This window comes from Collinsella sp. SGI.241, assembly GCF_050312955.1.
In the GTDB taxonomy this organism is placed as follows: domain Bacteria; phylum Actinomycetota; class Coriobacteriia; order Coriobacteriales; family Coriobacteriaceae; genus Collinsella.
In genome coordinates, this window is sequence record NZ_JBNPKM010000002.1 from 106,491 (window position 1) to 120,843 (window position 14,353).

The following is a 14,353-nucleotide window of genomic DNA, read 5'->3' on the forward strand; positions in this document are numbered from 1 at the left end:
CGCGCGCGCGGGCTAGAACGCAAACGCGGCAGCGATGTCGCAAGAAATCAGCAGGTCGGCATTTGCATCCTGATCGGTGGGAGCAAGATTGCATATGGCCAGCGTATCGCCGGTAAAGTATCGCGTAAGGCCCGCCGCCGGATACACCACGAGCGAGGTCCCGCCCACAATGAGGGCATCGGCCGCGGCAATGGCGGCAACGGCGTCGGTCAGCACATGCTCGTCGAGCGGCTCCTCGTAGAGCACCACATCGGGCTTAATGCGCCCGCCGCACGCGGGGCACACGGGCACACCCGCGGCGTCCTCGTGCCCGCGGGCGCAAATCCACTCGGCGCTATAGACCGCGCCGCACGACTGGCAAATGTTGCGATGGACCGATCCGTGCAGCTCGAACACGCGCTGCGAGCCCGCCATCTGATGCAGGCCGTCGATGTTTTGCGTCACCACGACATTTAGTTTACCGGCACGCTCCAGCTCGGCCAGCTTGGTGTGGCAGCGGTTGGGCTTGGCGCCAAGCGAGATCATCTTGGTGCGGTAGAAGTCGAAGAACTCGGCCGGATGCGCCTCGTAAAAGCTATGCGAGAGCATGGTCTCGGGCGGGTAGGCAAACTGTTGGTGATATAGGCCGTCCACGCTGCGGAAATCGGGAATGCCACTCGCCGTGGAAACACCGGCGCCGCCAAAGAAGACCACACGCTTGTGAGTACCAAACAGCTCCGCCAGTGCGGCGGAGGCCCGCTTGGGATCCGTTATCGCCTGCGTCATATGAGTCCTCCGTCCTTGTTGGTCGGGCAGCGTCGGGCGACATCCCAGCATGCGGCCTTTGAGTCAGCACGCGCGGAGCCCACCACCGCCCCTTTTGCGCTAATCTTAAGCCTGCAAACCCCGTCGAAAGGACACCATGCCTCAGACTTACACTTTCGCCTCGTGGAACGTCAACGGTCTGCGCGCCGTGCTCAAAAAGGACCCGAGCTTTATCCAGATCGCACAGGAGCTCAATGTCGATATCCTGGCGCTGCAAGAGACCAAGCTGCAGGAGGGCCAGGCCGATATCGACCTGCCCGGTTATCACCAAACCTGGAGCTACGCCGAGCGTAAAGGCTATTCGGGCACTGCGGTCTTTAGCCGCCAGGAACCGCTGCGCGTGCTGCGCGCCGATGCGCTGCTGCCTTACGCCGGCGAGGGCGCGGCAGCCGAGCTCGTGGCGCAGGCCGCGACCGAGGGCCGCGTCTGCGCGCTCGAGTTCGACAAGTTTTGGTTTGTGGACGTCTATACGCCCAACGCCCAAAATGAGCTCGCGCGCATCGATGTGCGCATGGCCTGGGACGATGCCTATCGCGGCTTTTTGGCGGGACTCGAGCGCGAGACCGGCAAGCCCGTGGTGACCTGCGGCGACTTTAACGTCGCGCACGAGGAGATCGACCTTAAGAACCCCAAGTCCAACCGCGGCAACGCAGGCTTTTCGGACGAGGAGCGCGGTAAGTTTACCGAGCTACTCGACGCCGGGTTTACCGATACCTGGCGCGCGGCAAATCCCGACGTCGAGGGCGTCTACAGCTGGTGGAGCTACCGCTTTAATGCCCGCAAGAACAACGCGGGCTGGCGCATCGATTACTTCCTGGTGAGCGACGCCATCGCCGGCAACGTGCGCGACACCGGCATCCGCGGCGACATCTTTGGCAGCGACCACTGCCCCGTCACCCTCACCCTAGAGCTCTAGCACCAGCCGACCCCTCGGGGACGAAGCAAAACGGATCATGTTCACCTCGCGAGGGAATCCACGCGGCACACCCGCCACGAAACTGCCCCATCTACTACGTTTAAGCCACTACCCTCAACCACGGCGAACAACGAAAAAAGAAAACCGCAGGTAGAAAGCCTGAGGTTTTTCATAAAACGCGGTCATGGTCGAGGGTATCAAGCTAAACGTAGTAGATGGGCTAGTTTCGTGGCAAGCGCCGTCAACTGATTCCCTGGGGACGTCTGGGGGCGGAAGAAAACGGATCGATTTGGCTCTCTGAGGGCCACGACGCCCGTCATATCAGCCGGCCATTCCAAAACTATGCCGGTTTACGGGGCTGAATCGCAAATCCCCAACCAAACGCAATTCAAGCAAAATAAAACCGCAGGTAGACGGATCGTCTATTTTCGGAAAAAGCCGGTATGGTCTGCCTGGGCCAATCTAGCCCCGTAAACCGGCATAGTTTTAAAATGTCACTTCAACAGTATTGATTCTCGCCCCGGCGCAACCGCCACTACAGCCCGTATTTCACGACGACACGGTTAATGCGACGACACCAAGGTTTGTAGAGAGCGGCCAAGAACAAGCAGGTCGCAAGGCCGTGTGTGATATCGAACGGTACCGCCGTGGCAAGACGCGCCACGGCGCCCGCCCACGTGAGCGGTTGCACAAAACCGATGATGTCGTAGGCGTTAATCACGGCGCCATAGAGCAGGCCCGACGCAAAGCCGTACGCCATCAGCGCTGGCATGCGCACGGTGCCGTCGGCGCGGTCGAACGCACCCGCATACGCCAGCGCACCGCCAACATAGCCGACCAGACCCCAGGCATACATCTGCCACGGTGTCCACATGCCCTGCCCAAAAAAGAAATTGCTGGTCAGCGCCGCCAGCGCGCCAACCATAAAGCCGTTACGACGACCGAGCGTCGCCCCGGCGATAATGGCGATGGCGCTCACGGGTTTAAAGTCGGGAATGGGGCCAAACAAGATACGCCCCGCCGCGGCCAACGCCGCCAGAACCAGCGTGGGCATAATCTGGCGCAGGCCCGGTCGCGACGCCTCGTAGCCCGCAAAGAACAGCGCGAGCACCAGCGCCACCACGACAAGCATGGCAAGCGCCGCCTGCTCAACGCCTGCCAGCAACGCCGCGGCCATTACCGCTGGCACCGCCAGCAGCAGTGGGATCTCCAGTTTTGCGAGTAGGCGCAAGACGCGATAATTCGCCATCCCATCACGCCCTATAAAACACATTGTCGGCAAAAAAGTCGGCGGGCGGCTCCATGCAGGCAATCTCACCGTCGAACATCATGGCAATGTCATCGGCAACCTGCTCGGCAAAACCCAGATCGTGCGTTGCCATGATGACGGTACCGCCGGCCTCCGCATGGTCGCGCAGGGCGCGGGCGATGATGCGACGGCTGGCCAGGTCCAGACCCTTGGTGGGCTCATCGAGCAATAGCAGCTCGGGGCCGATCAACAGCAGCTTTGCCAACGCAAGCAGCTGGCGCTGCCCGCCCGAAAGATCGTACGGATGGCGCCCATCCAAGCCGGACAATCCCAGACTCGTCGCGCGCTCTCGCGCCATAGCCTCGTCATATCCGCAGGTCGAAGCCCATTCCATCAGCTCCTCGCGCACCGTCTCGGCAACCAGCAGCGCCTTGGGATTCTGAGGCAGCAGTGCCGCCGAGGCCGCCCCGCGCTCCATATGCCCACGCTGCAACTTGACCGTCTTGGCCAGCACCGAAAGCATTGTCGACTTACCGCAGCCGTTACCGCCCACAACAGCATGCACCGCGCCTGCCGAAAACGACGCATCGAGCCCGCGCAGCACCCAGCCGGACGCTCGATCGTAGCGAAACCAGCCCCCTGCCAGGGTGGTAGCCGACCCAGCGTGCATTTTTGGGAGTATTCGGCATCCACCGGCGCACGACGGCGCCCCCGAGTCGTCTTGCGACAGGATTTGCGCCTCAAATTCAGCCGATTTGTCCGATTTCGGTCTTTTTTTTGCGCCCGGAGCGCCCACGCGCGGGTCCAAATAGCCCGGCCGGCCACTGGCGCTGCTGAAAACTCCGTTTTTTGCACGCCGCGAGCCACCCCACCCTGGCACCTCGCCAGAAAACAGCTCTTCGCGATGCCCCAAGGAGGCGATGTCAGCGACCTCGCATACGCGCCCGCCCTCAATCCGATACGCGCACGTCGCGTATTCGAGCATCGGGCGCGGCTGGTGCGTTGCCACAACAACCGTGCAGCCCAGCTCGCGATTCACGCGAAACAGCGCATGCAGAAAATTTTTCTCGGCAACGGGATCCAGTTGGGACGTGGGCTCGTCGAGCAGCAGCACGCGAGGGCGCAACGCCAGCACGGCTGCCAGCGACAGCAGCTGCTTGCGTCCGCCCGAAAGCGTATCGGTATCGCGGTGGAGCCAATCCTCCACCCCAAAGAAATAACTGGTCTCGGCCACGCGACGACGCATCTCGTCGCGTGACATGCCTAAGTTTTCCAGGCCAAACGCCATCTCGTGCCACACGGTTTCGCACACAATCTGGTTCTCGGGGTCCTGAAACACATAGCCCACGCGCTCCGCGGACGCGCGAACGTCCATGTCGGCAACGCTTTCGCCCAGCATGCGCAGCTCGCCGGAGCATTCGCCCGCCGGCGAAATCTCGGGCTTGAGCAACGAGAGTAATGTCGACTTGCCCGACCCGGTACCACCGACAAGCAACGCAAACGTCCCTTGGGGAACACGCCAATCGAGCTCCTCGAACACCGGCACTTCGGCCCCGGGGTAGGCAAAGCGCAGGCCCCGCACTTCAATCGCCGGTATATCCGAGCCGCACACCGCGTCCGCCATGATGCTCCCGTCCAACCGAGCCATCAGCCAAACCTCTTCTCGTCAATCGCATGCACCACGCAGGGCAGCGCCATCCAGGTCGCGTATACAACATAGCCAGGCCACGGCGCTGGCACCGAAAGCTGCGGGTAAAACGAATACTGCATCGTCGCGGTCCACGCCACTGCCGCCGTGGCCACGCCAAACAGCGCAAGCCCAACCAGCGCGGCAACGTCGCCGCGCGCCAGCCGATACCGCACGTACGTCGTGCGACGCGCCGCGGCGCCCCACCCACGGGAGCGCATGGCGTCCGCACGCTCCAGCGAATCTTCCATGCCCCAGCCCATCAACACGCTCGATGCCCGTAGGCGCGAACGCACGGGGTCGGCCGGCGCGCGGCCCGGCACATCAATCGCATCCTGCACCGCCAGCACCGTGCGACCGCGACGCAAAAACTGCGGGATAAGCCGCATACACATCGAGATCATGAGCGCGATCACCGGCGCGGCATTACCCAAAAGCGCAAGCACCTTGTCGTAGCTAAGCATCGATGCCGCGGCCTCAAACCACAGCACGCTCGCCACAAACAGCCCGCCCATGCACAGGCCGTATACCATGCTCTCCAGATACACCGCGCGCATGCCAATACGGAACAGTTCCGTCGAGCCCGAAGCGCTAAATAACGGGTTGAGCACCGCGATAATCAAAATCACCGGCAGCTGCCAGCGAAGCGCCCCCAACGTGCGTGCGACGCCGCGCGTCGCAAACCCATACGCCAGCCCGCCCGCAAGCGACAGCGCAAGCAGCACCGGTTGCATCGAGAATATGGTGAGCCCCAGCGTCAGCACCATGTAGAGCGCCGGCACCGCCGGATGCGACATCGAGAATGCCGCGACGGGCTCGTTGCCCGACTCCTCTCGCATGATATCCACGGACACCCCCATCCCCTCGCTCAAACGCCAACGCCGCAGTGCCGCCGCCATGCACAACCAGCGCAAACATCACGCCGGTGGCACCGACATCGGCCGCCATGCGCCAATCGTTACGCGCTCATCATATGCCTGCGGTATCATATTGCGCCGTGTATCGTTTCCAAACTCACGTCTCTATAACGTAACAGGAGATCACATGGACGCAACCGCAATTATCCTCGCCGCCGGCGAGGGCACCCGCATGAAGTCGAACCACTGCAAGGTTTCGCACAAGATCCTGGGCAAGCCCATGGTCCAGTGGATCGTCGACGCCACCATCAAGGCCGGCTGCAGCCGCGTCGTGGTCGTCATCGGCAGCCACGCCGACGAGATGCGCGCCCTTATCGACGGCGCCTACGCCAACAGCGCCACCAAGGTCGAGTGCGTCGAACAGACCGAGCGCCTGGGCACCGGCCACGCCGTAAAGGTCGCGCTCGAGGCATGCGGCATCATGCAAGGCCCCGTCGTCGTGCTCAACGGCGACCTGCCGCTCATCACCGCCGACACCGTCGCCAAGTTCGCGAAGACCGTCGCCGGCGGCGAGCTCGCCTGCACCGTCATGACCATGACCCCGCCCGATCCCTTTGGCTACGGCCGCATCAAGCTGGGCGCCGACGGCCAGATCGAGCGCATCATCGAGCAGAAGGACTGCACGCCCGAGCAGGCCGCCACGCTGCTCGAGTGCAACGCCGGCTGCTACGCCTTCGACGGCGCGCAGCTCGCCGCCCACATCAGCGAGATCGGCAACGACAACGCGCAGTCCGAGTACTACCTGCCCGACATGCTCGAGATTCTCAAGGGCCACGGCCAGGCAGTCTCCATCTTCCACTGCGACGACTACCGCGACGGCCTGGGCGTCAACAGCCGCATCCAGCTCGCGCAACTCACCGCTATCGCGCGCGACCGCATCAACGAGCACTGGATGGCCGAGGGCGTTACCTTCATCGACCCCACGCAGGCCTGGATCGGCCCCGACGCCGTCATCGGCCGCGACACCGTCGTGTGGCCGCAGACGCACCTGATCGGCCACGTCACCGTGGGCGAGGAGTGCCAGCTCGGCCCCAACAGCCGCCTCACCGACACCACCGTTGGCAGCGGCTGCACCATCGATGAGACCATCGCCATCGAGGCTGTCATCGAGAACGGCGTCGACTGCGGCCCGCGCGCCTACCTGCGCCCGGGCACCCACATGCTCGATGGCTCCAAGGCCGGCACACACGTGGAGATCAAGAAGTCCACGATCGGCGAGGGCTCCAAGGTACCGCACCTGTCCTACATCGGCGACACCACCATGGGTTCCGGCGTCAACGTGGGCGCGGGCTCCATCACCTGCAACTACGACGGCGTGCACAAGCACAAGACCGTCATCGGCAAGGATGCCTTCATCGGTTCCGATACCATGATGGTCGCGCCCGCCCAGATCGGCGACGGCGCGCTCGTGGCCGCCGGCTCCGTCATCACCGAGCCGGTCCCGGCTGACGCACTCGGCCTGGGCCGCGCCCGTCAGCTAAATATTGAGGGCTGGGCCGCCGATTATCGCCGCCGTCTGCACGAGGACGACGAGGTATAACGTTTTACCAAACATCTAAGGAGCTGTTCCCATGGGGATGGCTCCTTTTTCTATGCTGACCTGCGCGACCGGATGAGTGGTCGGTTCGTGTCCGTTGACGGTAAAGACGTTATCAAGACCCGATAAACCCCGCCGCGCGGTTACAATGCAACAAGGCATCTATATGGCATTCGATATATAAAGGAGAAGGGTAATGCCGATTAATGATCCCGAGAAGTCGGAGAATATGCGCAAGTCCATCCGCGTGTATTCCGGTTCCTCCAACCGTCCCCTCGCTCAGAAGATCGCTGAGTACCTTGGGGTCGAGCTTTCGGGCCTTACGCTAAAGCAGTTCGCCAACGGTGAGATTTACGCCCGCTACGACGAGACCGTCCGCGGCGCCGACGTCTTCCTGATTCAGTCCGTGGCCGGCGGCAACGTCAACGACATGCTCATGGAGCTGCTCATCGCCACCGACGCTGCCAAGCGCGCATCCGCCCGCTCCATCACCGCCGTCATCACCCACTACGGCTATGCCCGCCAGGACCGCAAGGCCGGCCCGCGCGAGCCCATCACCGCCCGCCTCGTCGCCAACCTGCTCGAGCGCGCTGGCGTCAACCGCATCATCACCCTCGACCTGCATCAGGGCCAGATTCAGGGTTTCTTCGATATCCCGGTTAACCACCTGTCTGCACTGCCGCTGTTTGGCCAGTACTACAACGACATGCACTTCGACACCGACAACCTGGTTGTCGTCTCCCCCGATGTGGGCCGCGCCAAGGCCGCCAAAAAGCTGTCCGACATGCTCGGCTGCAGCCTCGCCATCGCCCACAAGGGCCGTCCGCGCCACAACGCCGCCGAGGTCATGGGCATCATCGGTGACATCAAGGGCAAGACCTGCATCATCAATGACGACATGATCGACACCGCTGGCACCCTGTGCGCCAACGTCAAGGAGCTCAAGGCCATGGGTGCCGGCGACATCTACGTGTGCGCCACCCACGGCATCTTCTCGGGCCCGGCCATCGAGCGCCTGAACGACGCCCCCATCGTCGAGTGCCTCGTCACCGATGCCATCCCCGTCGAGGTTGGCGGCAAGATCAAGACCATCTCGGTCGCCGAGGAGTTCGCCGAGGCCATCTCTGCCGTTTACCACGAGGAGCCCGTCTCCACGCTCGTCGGCGGCGACTTCGCGCTGTAATCCAGCGCGCATCGCATCATCTTTGGTGTTTTTGAAGGGTCGGAGGCTCGCTTCCGACCCTTTTTTCTGCCCCTCGATAACCCGTCTTGGACAGTTAGTTCAGATTTGTATTAATGTGGCATTCGTTTGGGCCATTTAATGCGTCGAAAGCTCTCTTGCCGGCATAATTCCACTCGATTCCTCCACCTATGGATCTCTTCACCATGCCATTGGCCCCATTTTGCCCACCGAGTCCTTCAACAACGGCAATACACCCCGGTCACCTTGTACAAATCTGAACTAACTGTCCAGCACCCATCTCAGTAGATGCCTCCAAGGCCAACCCATCACTCCATTCTCCACTTTTCCAAGGCATTCCGTATGATGTCGTTACCGCCCGCGGCGCGCGACGCCCCTTTGAGCGAAAAGAACGGCACGGCCATATCATTTCGCCAACGGCTTAGTACCTTATAGCTATGACAACCGTAATTTCACACCTCTCCGCCCTCCGCGCAATTCGCCGCGCTCGACGGGCGTACTCCGCCCTTCCCTGGGACGCCATCGATGACGAGCAACAGACACAAGCCCTCGTAGGTTGCGTTCCCAACAAGGACGCCATAGACTTTGCGGCCCTTGCAATACTTGACGCCTGGAGCGAAGACGACTCCGAGCGTCTAGACCTCTTTGTTGCGAGCGGCAGCAACAGACGACCCGACGGACGGCTCCTCCAGCACACCATCACCGCCCCTCTCCCCCAGGGCGCGATCATGCACATCGAAGCCGACATCTACGCAACGTCTCCCGCCATGACGGCCATGCTTTGTTCCAAAAATGAATCGGTTGCCAAAACCTTGATGCTTCTCATGGAACTGCTCGGAACCTACTCACTTCCGCCCGAAGCAACTTACCCCATCGCCTACGACGACACGTGGCCCGAGGCCAACAGCTTCGAAACGATGGACGATCTCGATTGCCAGGGCGATCAACCGACACCCGAAAAGCAAGCCGAAACCCGCTACGAACAGGCACACTACAAATGCGAGCCCGCCACAACCATCGAAGAGCTCGAGGCAGTCGCACGGTTTGCCAAAAGTAGTTCCTACGCCTCGTTTCGCACAGCTATCAAACTTGCCCGGGCCGGATCCGCATCCCCAGCGGAATCATTGATGTTCGCTGTCCTGGGCGCACCCATGCGCTTTGGCGGATTCGGGTGTTGCAGCCTGCCCATGGGAGGCCTGCTGCTCAACTATCGAGTCGATTTCGACACCCTTGCGGTCAACATGTCCTCGGGTATCCCCTACGCCATCTGCGACTTATATTGCCCAGCCGCCGGAGTCGACAACGAATACAACGGAATTGGACATGAGCTTCAAAACGCTCGCATCCACGATGGCAATCGCAACAATGGCCTTAAGGCCATGGGTATCCACGTCCTGGTTATCAACCGTGACCAAATGAAGGACCTTGTTGCACTCGAAGCCTTCGCCCAGACGATGCATCGACTTGCGGGAGTTCGATTCCGCTACCGCATCAAGGGTTATCGCAAGCGTCAGGCCGCCTGGCTCAACACCCTGCGGGCCGGAATCGGCCTCGCGCCGGTCTAAAAGACTTTTACCCAGTGTTACCGAGCATGGCTGGACAGTTAGTTCAGATTTGTATAAACAGACGGCTCATGTCGAGGTAGTTTGCCGCCATCCCGGCGCCAATCACCTCATTTGAAGACTCAAAAGATCTGAAATAGCGCAAATTGTGCTCCCCAAAGCGCCGTGACAATTCCGTGGCCCCGATTTTGGCAGTCAAAGATCTCTTGGTTTATACAAATCTGAACTAACTGTCCATCCCGGCTTCTGACGACTGTCCAAACGCCCTCATGCAGCCTCAATCACCCTCCATTTGACAGCAGCGACGGGGTCGCTCACCATAGCAGGCGACAAATCGATGAAAGGAAGCACATGGCAGCTGCACAGCCGCTTAAGATTCGCATGGTTGCCGGACTTGGCAACCCTGGCGATGAGTATGCCGAGACCCGCCACAACGCAGGCTTTAAGGCGATCGACGAGCTGGCGCGTCAGGCCGGCGTCACGTACTGGAAAAACCAGGCCGGCGCCGAGGTCGCGCTCATCAACATCAACGATCCAGAGGAAGAGGGCGGCAAGCGCCAGATTGTGCTGGTCAAGCCGCAGTCGTACATGAACACCTCGGGCGGCCCCATCTCCAAGCTTTGCCGCGAGTACAAAATCAAGGCCGAGGAGCTGCTCGTAATCCACGATGAGCTCGACATTCCGGCCGGCGACGTGCGCGTCAAGGTGGGCGGCGGCCACGCCGGCCACAACGGCCTGCGTTCCATCATCGACAAGATGGGCAGCCGCGACTTTAGTCGCATCCGCACCGGCATCGGCAACCCTCCCGGCAAGATGGCTGTCGCCGACTACGTGCTCAAGCAGCTGCGCGCCCGCGAGGCCGAGGACTTCCAGGACACCTGCGCCCGCGCCGCCGACGCCGCCGGCCTGGCGATTGTGCACGGCGTAATCTATGCCCGCGACCACGTCAACGGCTCCGCCTCTGCCAACGGCAAGCACTAAAACCTACCAAAAAGGGACGTTTATTTTGGCAGGTTTTATATGCGAAAACGCCGCAGCGGCCGCATCGCAATAAACCCTGTGCCGCCATACATACCCAACACCCCAAAAGGGGCCGGCCTCACCGATGTGCAAGGCCGGCCCCTTTTGTCGTTTTATCTGATAAAACCCGCCAAAATAAACCTGTCTCTTTGTGCTAGATCACTTTTCCCGCCTGCCAAAGATACACGTAAGCAACATGTCCATGAGGGTATAATTTACACCGTATGTCTGCACAACGCCTGTGCGCGTACGGTTTTATTCGGGCTGCCGTCCATTTCCGTGGAGGCACGGTTCGGTTGCCCTAACAAGAGAGGGGTTCTATGTATAAGATCCTGGAGAAGACGCAGTTCTCGGAGAAGGTGTTCAAGTTCCGCATCGAGGCGCCTGCAATCGCCAAGCATGCGCACGCTGGACAGTTCCTCATGGTTCGCGCCAACGAGACGGGCGAGCGTGTCCCGTTTACCCTGGCCGGCTGGAACGGTGACGAGGGCTGGGTCGAGTTCATCTTCATGGTGATCGGCAAGACCACCGAGATGCTTTCCACCTACGAGGCCGGCGAGTCGCTGCGCGACGTCGTGGGCCCGCTGGGCGTTCCCACCGAGATGGCCGAGGGCCCCTGCGCCGTCATTGGCGGCGGCGTCGGCCTGGCAATTGCCTTCCCGGTCGCCAAGCACCTGGTCGAGACCGGCCACGAGGTGCACGCCATCATGGGCGCTCGCACCAAGGACCTCCTGCTCATGGAGGACCAGTTCCGCGAGCTCCTCGACGAGGACCACATCCACATCACCACCGACGACGGTTCCTACGGCGAGCAGGGCGTTGTCACCGCTCCGCTGGAGCGCCTGCTGCAGGACAAGGCCGTGAGCCAGGTCTTCTGCGTCGGCCCCGTTCCGATGATGAAGTTCTCGACCCTCACCGCCCAGAAGTACGACACCCCCATCACCGCGTCGCTCAACCCCATCATGGTTGACGGCACCGGTATGTGCGGCTGCTGCCGCGTCGAGGTGGGCGGCGTGACCAAGTTTGCTTGCGTCGACGGCCCCGACTTCGATGCCACCCTGGTCGACTGGGATGACCTTCGTGCCCGCCAGGCCGCTTACCGTTCCGAAGAGGGCGAGTCCCTCAAGGCCTATGAGGAAAAGAGCTGCGCATGCCACTAGTTAACGGTCGTTTCGTTGCCGATATGAAGTCGCCCCGCACCCCCGATAACGAGGAGCCGGCCGCCGAGCGCGCCTGCGACTTCCGCCCCGTCGACAAGGGCTTCACCGAGGAGATGGCGCTGGCCGAGGCCGAGCGCTGCCTCAACTGCAAGAAGCCGTTCTGTGTTGAGGGTTGCCCCGTCAACATCAACATCCCCCGCTTTATCGAGCAGATCCGCGAGAAAGATTTTGGCGGCGCCCTCGATACCATCCGCGAGGACTCCATGCTTCCCGCCATCTGCGGTCGCGTCTGCCCGCAGGAGAACCAGTGCGAGGGCAAGTGCATCCGTGGTAAGAAGTCCGAGCCCGTGGCCATCGGCCAGCTCGAGCGCTTCCTGGGTGACCGCCCCGAGCTCGCCTCCACGCCCAAGATGGCTCCCAAGAACGGCAAGAAGGTCGCCGTCGTCGGCTCCGGCCCGTCCGGCATCACCTGCGCTGGCGAGCTCGCCCGTAACGGCTTTGACGTCACCGTCTTTGAGGCCTTCTTCACCGGCGGCGGCGTGCTGGTCTACGGCATCCCCGAGTTCCGTCTGCCCAAGGCGGTCGTCAAGCGCGAGATTGACGGCCTTGAGGACATGGGCGTCAAGTTTGAGTACAACTCCGTCGTGGGCAACATGGCCACGGCCGATGAGCTGTTCGAGCAGGGCTTCGACGCCATCTACGTGGCGACCGGCGCTGGCCTGCCCAAGTTCCTCAACGTCCCCGGCGAGAACCTGCCCAACGTCTTCTTCGCTAACGAGTACCTCACCCGCGTGAACCTGATGAAGGCCAACAAGTTCCCCGAGTACGACACCCCCACCAAGCACGGCAAGAACGTCGTCGTCTTTGGCGGCGGCAACGTGGCTATGGACGCTGTCCGTACCGCCAAGCGCCTGGGCGCCGAGCACGCCATCATCGCCTACCGTCGTACCGAGGACGAGATGCCCTGCCGTCGCGCTGAGCTGCACCATGCTAAGGCCGAGGGCGTCGAGGTTCTGCCGCTCGTCTCCCCGCTCGAGTTTGTCGCTGGCGAGGACGGCTCCGTGTGCGCCGTCAAGGTCCAGAAGATGGAGCTCGGCGAGCCCGACGAGTCCGGCCGTCGTCGCCCGGTGCCCATCGAGGGCGCCATCGAGGAGATCCCCTGCGACGTCGCGATCTCGGCTATCGGTACCAACGCCAACCCCTTCGCTGCCAAGATCGGCGGCAAGATGGAGCTCAACAAGTGGGGCTACATCGTCGCCGACGAGGAGACCGGCCAGACCACCGATCCCCGCATCTGGGCCGGCGGCGACATCGTTACCGGTGCCGCTACGGTCATTCTGGCGATGGGCGCCGGCAAGAAGGCCGCCGCTTCCATCACCAAGAGCCTGCTGGGTGAGTAATCACCTGCAGCGCTAACCACCAAACGGCAAAGTCCCCGTCGGGCACACGCCCGGCGGGGACTTTTTCTATGCCGGCCGCCCGATCACCATAAAGGGAACGGGCACCTTTGTGATGGCTTTTGGTCGGCTAGCCTTCGAGCTGCGCCACCTTGTAGCGGTAGGCAGCGGCTATGACGTCTTTGCAGCCCTCGCGGCCCAGCTTGGCGCGGTTGACGACGATATCCTTGCCGCTCGTCATTTTCCACTTTCCGGCGCTGTAGCGCTTATAGAACGCCTCGCGTGCCTTCTGCTGCTGCTTGACCAGCTTGGCGCCCTTCTTTTTGTTGAGCCCACGCTTCTTGCGCACGATCTCGACGCGGTCCTCAAAGGGTGCGGTCACCAACACGGCAATGTGATTAGGGTTGTTACGCAGCAGGTAATCGGACAGGCGACCCTCGATAATGCAGCTCTCGGTCTCGCCCAGGTCCAAAATCACCTGGCTCATCTTTTGGAACAACTTGTCCGAGTACGAACGCGCATCGTAGCGGTCGGGCAGAAACGCCATGTTCTCCACGGCCAGACGCTCGTCATAGGCGGCCATCTTATCGAGCGACTCACCCGCGCGCATCGACGCACGCACCAGCAGCTCGTTGTCGTACAGCGGAATTCCCAACTCGTTGGCAAGCATGCGGCCAATCTCGTGGCCCTCGGCGCCAAAGTCGCGCGCGATGGTAATGACCACAGGATTCTTCTTGTTCTCCAGATCGCTCATCGCGATTCCTTTCTCTATGTGACAAAGGGACAGTCCCTTTGTCACATTCATTTTGCCCCCACCTTCGTCCTGGTTTCCCAAGTGCGGCAGATTGCCCCGAAAGAGGAGCGCCGCGTACTAAATGTACGCAAGCGACGATTGAGGGGCAA

The 14,353-nt window shown here is 61.7% G+C and carries 12 protein-coding genes; 7 read left to right on the forward strand and 5 right to left on the reverse strand.

Translation table 11 applies throughout. From position 1 onward, the window contains the following. Nucleotides 1-12: 12 nt before the first annotated feature. Nucleotides 13-765, reverse strand: coding sequence for an NAD-dependent protein deacylase (locus ACQQ92_RS01400; protein ID WP_427795598.1), 753 nt, complete (start codon nucleotides 763-765; stop codon nucleotides 13-15). 136 nt (nucleotides 766-901) lie between these two features. On the opposite strand from ACQQ92_RS01400, the gene ACQQ92_RS01405 reads away from it, so the two are divergent. Further along, on the forward strand, nucleotides 902-1,720 hold the full coding sequence (locus ACQQ92_RS01405; protein WP_154516667.1) for an exodeoxyribonuclease III: 819 nt from the start codon (nucleotides 902-904) through the stop codon (nucleotides 1,718-1,720). Between the two features lie 535 nt (nucleotides 1,721-2,255). On the opposite strand, the gene ACQQ92_RS01410 is transcribed toward ACQQ92_RS01405, so the two are convergent. Genes ACQQ92_RS01410 through ACQQ92_RS01420 form a run of 3 tightly spaced genes read right to left on the reverse strand, consistent with a single transcriptional unit; the run spans nucleotide 2,256 to nucleotide 5,495 of the window. Further along, nucleotides 2,256-2,969: a DUF6580 family putative transport protein gene (locus ACQQ92_RS01410; RefSeq protein WP_427747599.1), complete on the reverse strand. Its 714-nt coding sequence runs from the start codon at nucleotides 2,967-2,969 to the stop codon at nucleotides 2,256-2,258. Nucleotides 2,970-2,973: 4 nt separating this feature from the next. Continuing rightward, on the reverse strand, nucleotides 2,974-4,593 hold the full coding sequence (locus tag ACQQ92_RS01415) for an ABC transporter ATP-binding protein (protein ID WP_427747598.1): 1,620 nt from the start codon (nucleotides 4,591-4,593) through the stop codon (nucleotides 2,974-2,976). 23 nt (nucleotides 4,594-4,616) lie between these two features. After that, nucleotides 4,617-5,495, reverse strand: coding sequence for an energy-coupling factor transporter transmembrane component T family protein (locus ACQQ92_RS01420; protein ID WP_427747653.1), 879 nt, complete (start codon nucleotides 5,493-5,495; stop codon nucleotides 4,617-4,619). Between the two features lie 205 nt (nucleotides 5,496-5,700). On the opposite strand from ACQQ92_RS01420, the gene glmU reads away from it, so the two are divergent. From glmU to gltA, 6 genes are all read left to right on the forward strand, one after another. Further along, nucleotides 5,701-7,113 carry a bifunctional UDP-N-acetylglucosamine diphosphorylase/glucosamine-1-phosphate N-acetyltransferase GlmU gene (glmU, locus tag ACQQ92_RS01425; RefSeq protein WP_427795599.1) on the forward strand — a complete coding sequence of 471 codons (1,413 nt, stop codon included), beginning with the start codon at nucleotides 5,701-5,703 and terminating at the stop codon, nucleotides 7,111-7,113. Between the two features lie 193 nt (nucleotides 7,114-7,306). After that, a complete protein-coding gene (locus tag ACQQ92_RS01430; RefSeq protein WP_154516678.1) occupies nucleotides 7,307-8,293 on the forward strand; it encodes a ribose-phosphate diphosphokinase in 987 nt (328 codons plus the stop codon). Nucleotides 8,294-8,748: 455 nt separating this feature from the next. After that, nucleotides 8,749-9,876: a hypothetical protein gene (locus ACQQ92_RS01435; protein ID WP_427795600.1), complete on the forward strand. Its 1,128-nt coding sequence runs from the start codon at nucleotides 8,749-8,751 to the stop codon at nucleotides 9,874-9,876. Between the two features lie 348 nt (nucleotides 9,877-10,224). Then, nucleotides 10,225-10,854, forward strand: a complete 630-nt coding sequence (pth, locus tag ACQQ92_RS01440; RefSeq protein ID WP_427717993.1) for an aminoacyl-tRNA hydrolase — start codon at nucleotides 10,225-10,227, stop codon at nucleotides 10,852-10,854. Between the two features lie 359 nt (nucleotides 10,855-11,213). Then, complete coding sequence (locus ACQQ92_RS01445) at nucleotides 11,214-12,053, forward strand: sulfide/dihydroorotate dehydrogenase-like FAD/NAD-binding protein (RefSeq protein ID WP_006235793.1); 840 nt, start codon at nucleotides 11,214-11,216, stop codon at nucleotides 12,051-12,053. Then, nucleotides 12,044-13,453: an NADPH-dependent glutamate synthase gene (gene gltA, locus ACQQ92_RS01450; protein WP_427728860.1), complete on the forward strand. Its 1,410-nt coding sequence runs from the start codon at nucleotides 12,044-12,046 to the stop codon at nucleotides 13,451-13,453. Before ACQQ92_RS01445 ends, gltA begins: the two co-directional genes overlap by 10 nt. Before the next feature lie 127 nt (nucleotides 13,454-13,580). Here the strand turns inward: gltA and ACQQ92_RS01455 are convergent, their stop codons facing one another. After that, nucleotides 13,581-14,204, reverse strand: a complete 624-nt coding sequence (locus tag ACQQ92_RS01455; RefSeq protein WP_427717988.1) for an AAA family ATPase — start codon at nucleotides 14,202-14,204, stop codon at nucleotides 13,581-13,583. Between the last annotated feature and the right edge of the window lie 149 nt (nucleotides 14,205-14,353).

Coding starts and splice junctions, on each gene's coding strand:
- ACQQ92_RS01435 (WP_427795600.1), top strand. CDS start 8,749: ATGACAACCGTAATTTCACACCTCTCCGCCCTCCGCGCAATTCGCCGC.
- ACQQ92_RS01455 (WP_427717988.1), bottom strand. CDS start 14,204: ATGAGCGATCTGGAGAACAAGAAGAATCCTGTGGTCATTACCATCGCG.
- ACQQ92_RS01415 (WP_427747598.1), bottom strand. CDS start 4,593: ATGGCGGACGCGGTGTGCGGCTCGGATATACCGGCGATTGAAGTGCGG.
- pth (WP_427717993.1), top strand. CDS start 10,225: ATGGCAGCTGCACAGCCGCTTAAGATTCGCATGGTTGCCGGACTTGGC.
- glmU (WP_427795599.1), top strand. CDS start 5,701: ATGGACGCAACCGCAATTATCCTCGCCGCCGGCGAGGGCACCCGCATG.
- ACQQ92_RS01420 (WP_427747653.1), bottom strand. CDS start 5,495: ATGCGAGAGGAGTCGGGCAACGAGCCCGTCGCGGCATTCTCGATGTCG.
- ACQQ92_RS01445 (WP_006235793.1), top strand. CDS start 11,214: ATGTATAAGATCCTGGAGAAGACGCAGTTCTCGGAGAAGGTGTTCAAG.
- ACQQ92_RS01400 (WP_427795598.1), bottom strand. CDS start 765: ATGACGCAGGCGATAACGGATCCCAAGCGGGCCTCCGCCGCACTGGCG.
- ACQQ92_RS01410 (WP_427747599.1), bottom strand. CDS start 2,969: ATGGCGAATTATCGCGTCTTGCGCCTACTCGCAAAACTGGAGATCCCA.
- gltA (WP_427728860.1), top strand. CDS start 12,044: ATGCCACTAGTTAACGGTCGTTTCGTTGCCGATATGAAGTCGCCCCGC.
- ACQQ92_RS01405 (WP_154516667.1), top strand. CDS start 902: ATGCCTCAGACTTACACTTTCGCCTCGTGGAACGTCAACGGTCTGCGC.
- ACQQ92_RS01430 (WP_154516678.1), top strand. CDS start 7,307: ATGCCGATTAATGATCCCGAGAAGTCGGAGAATATGCGCAAGTCCATC.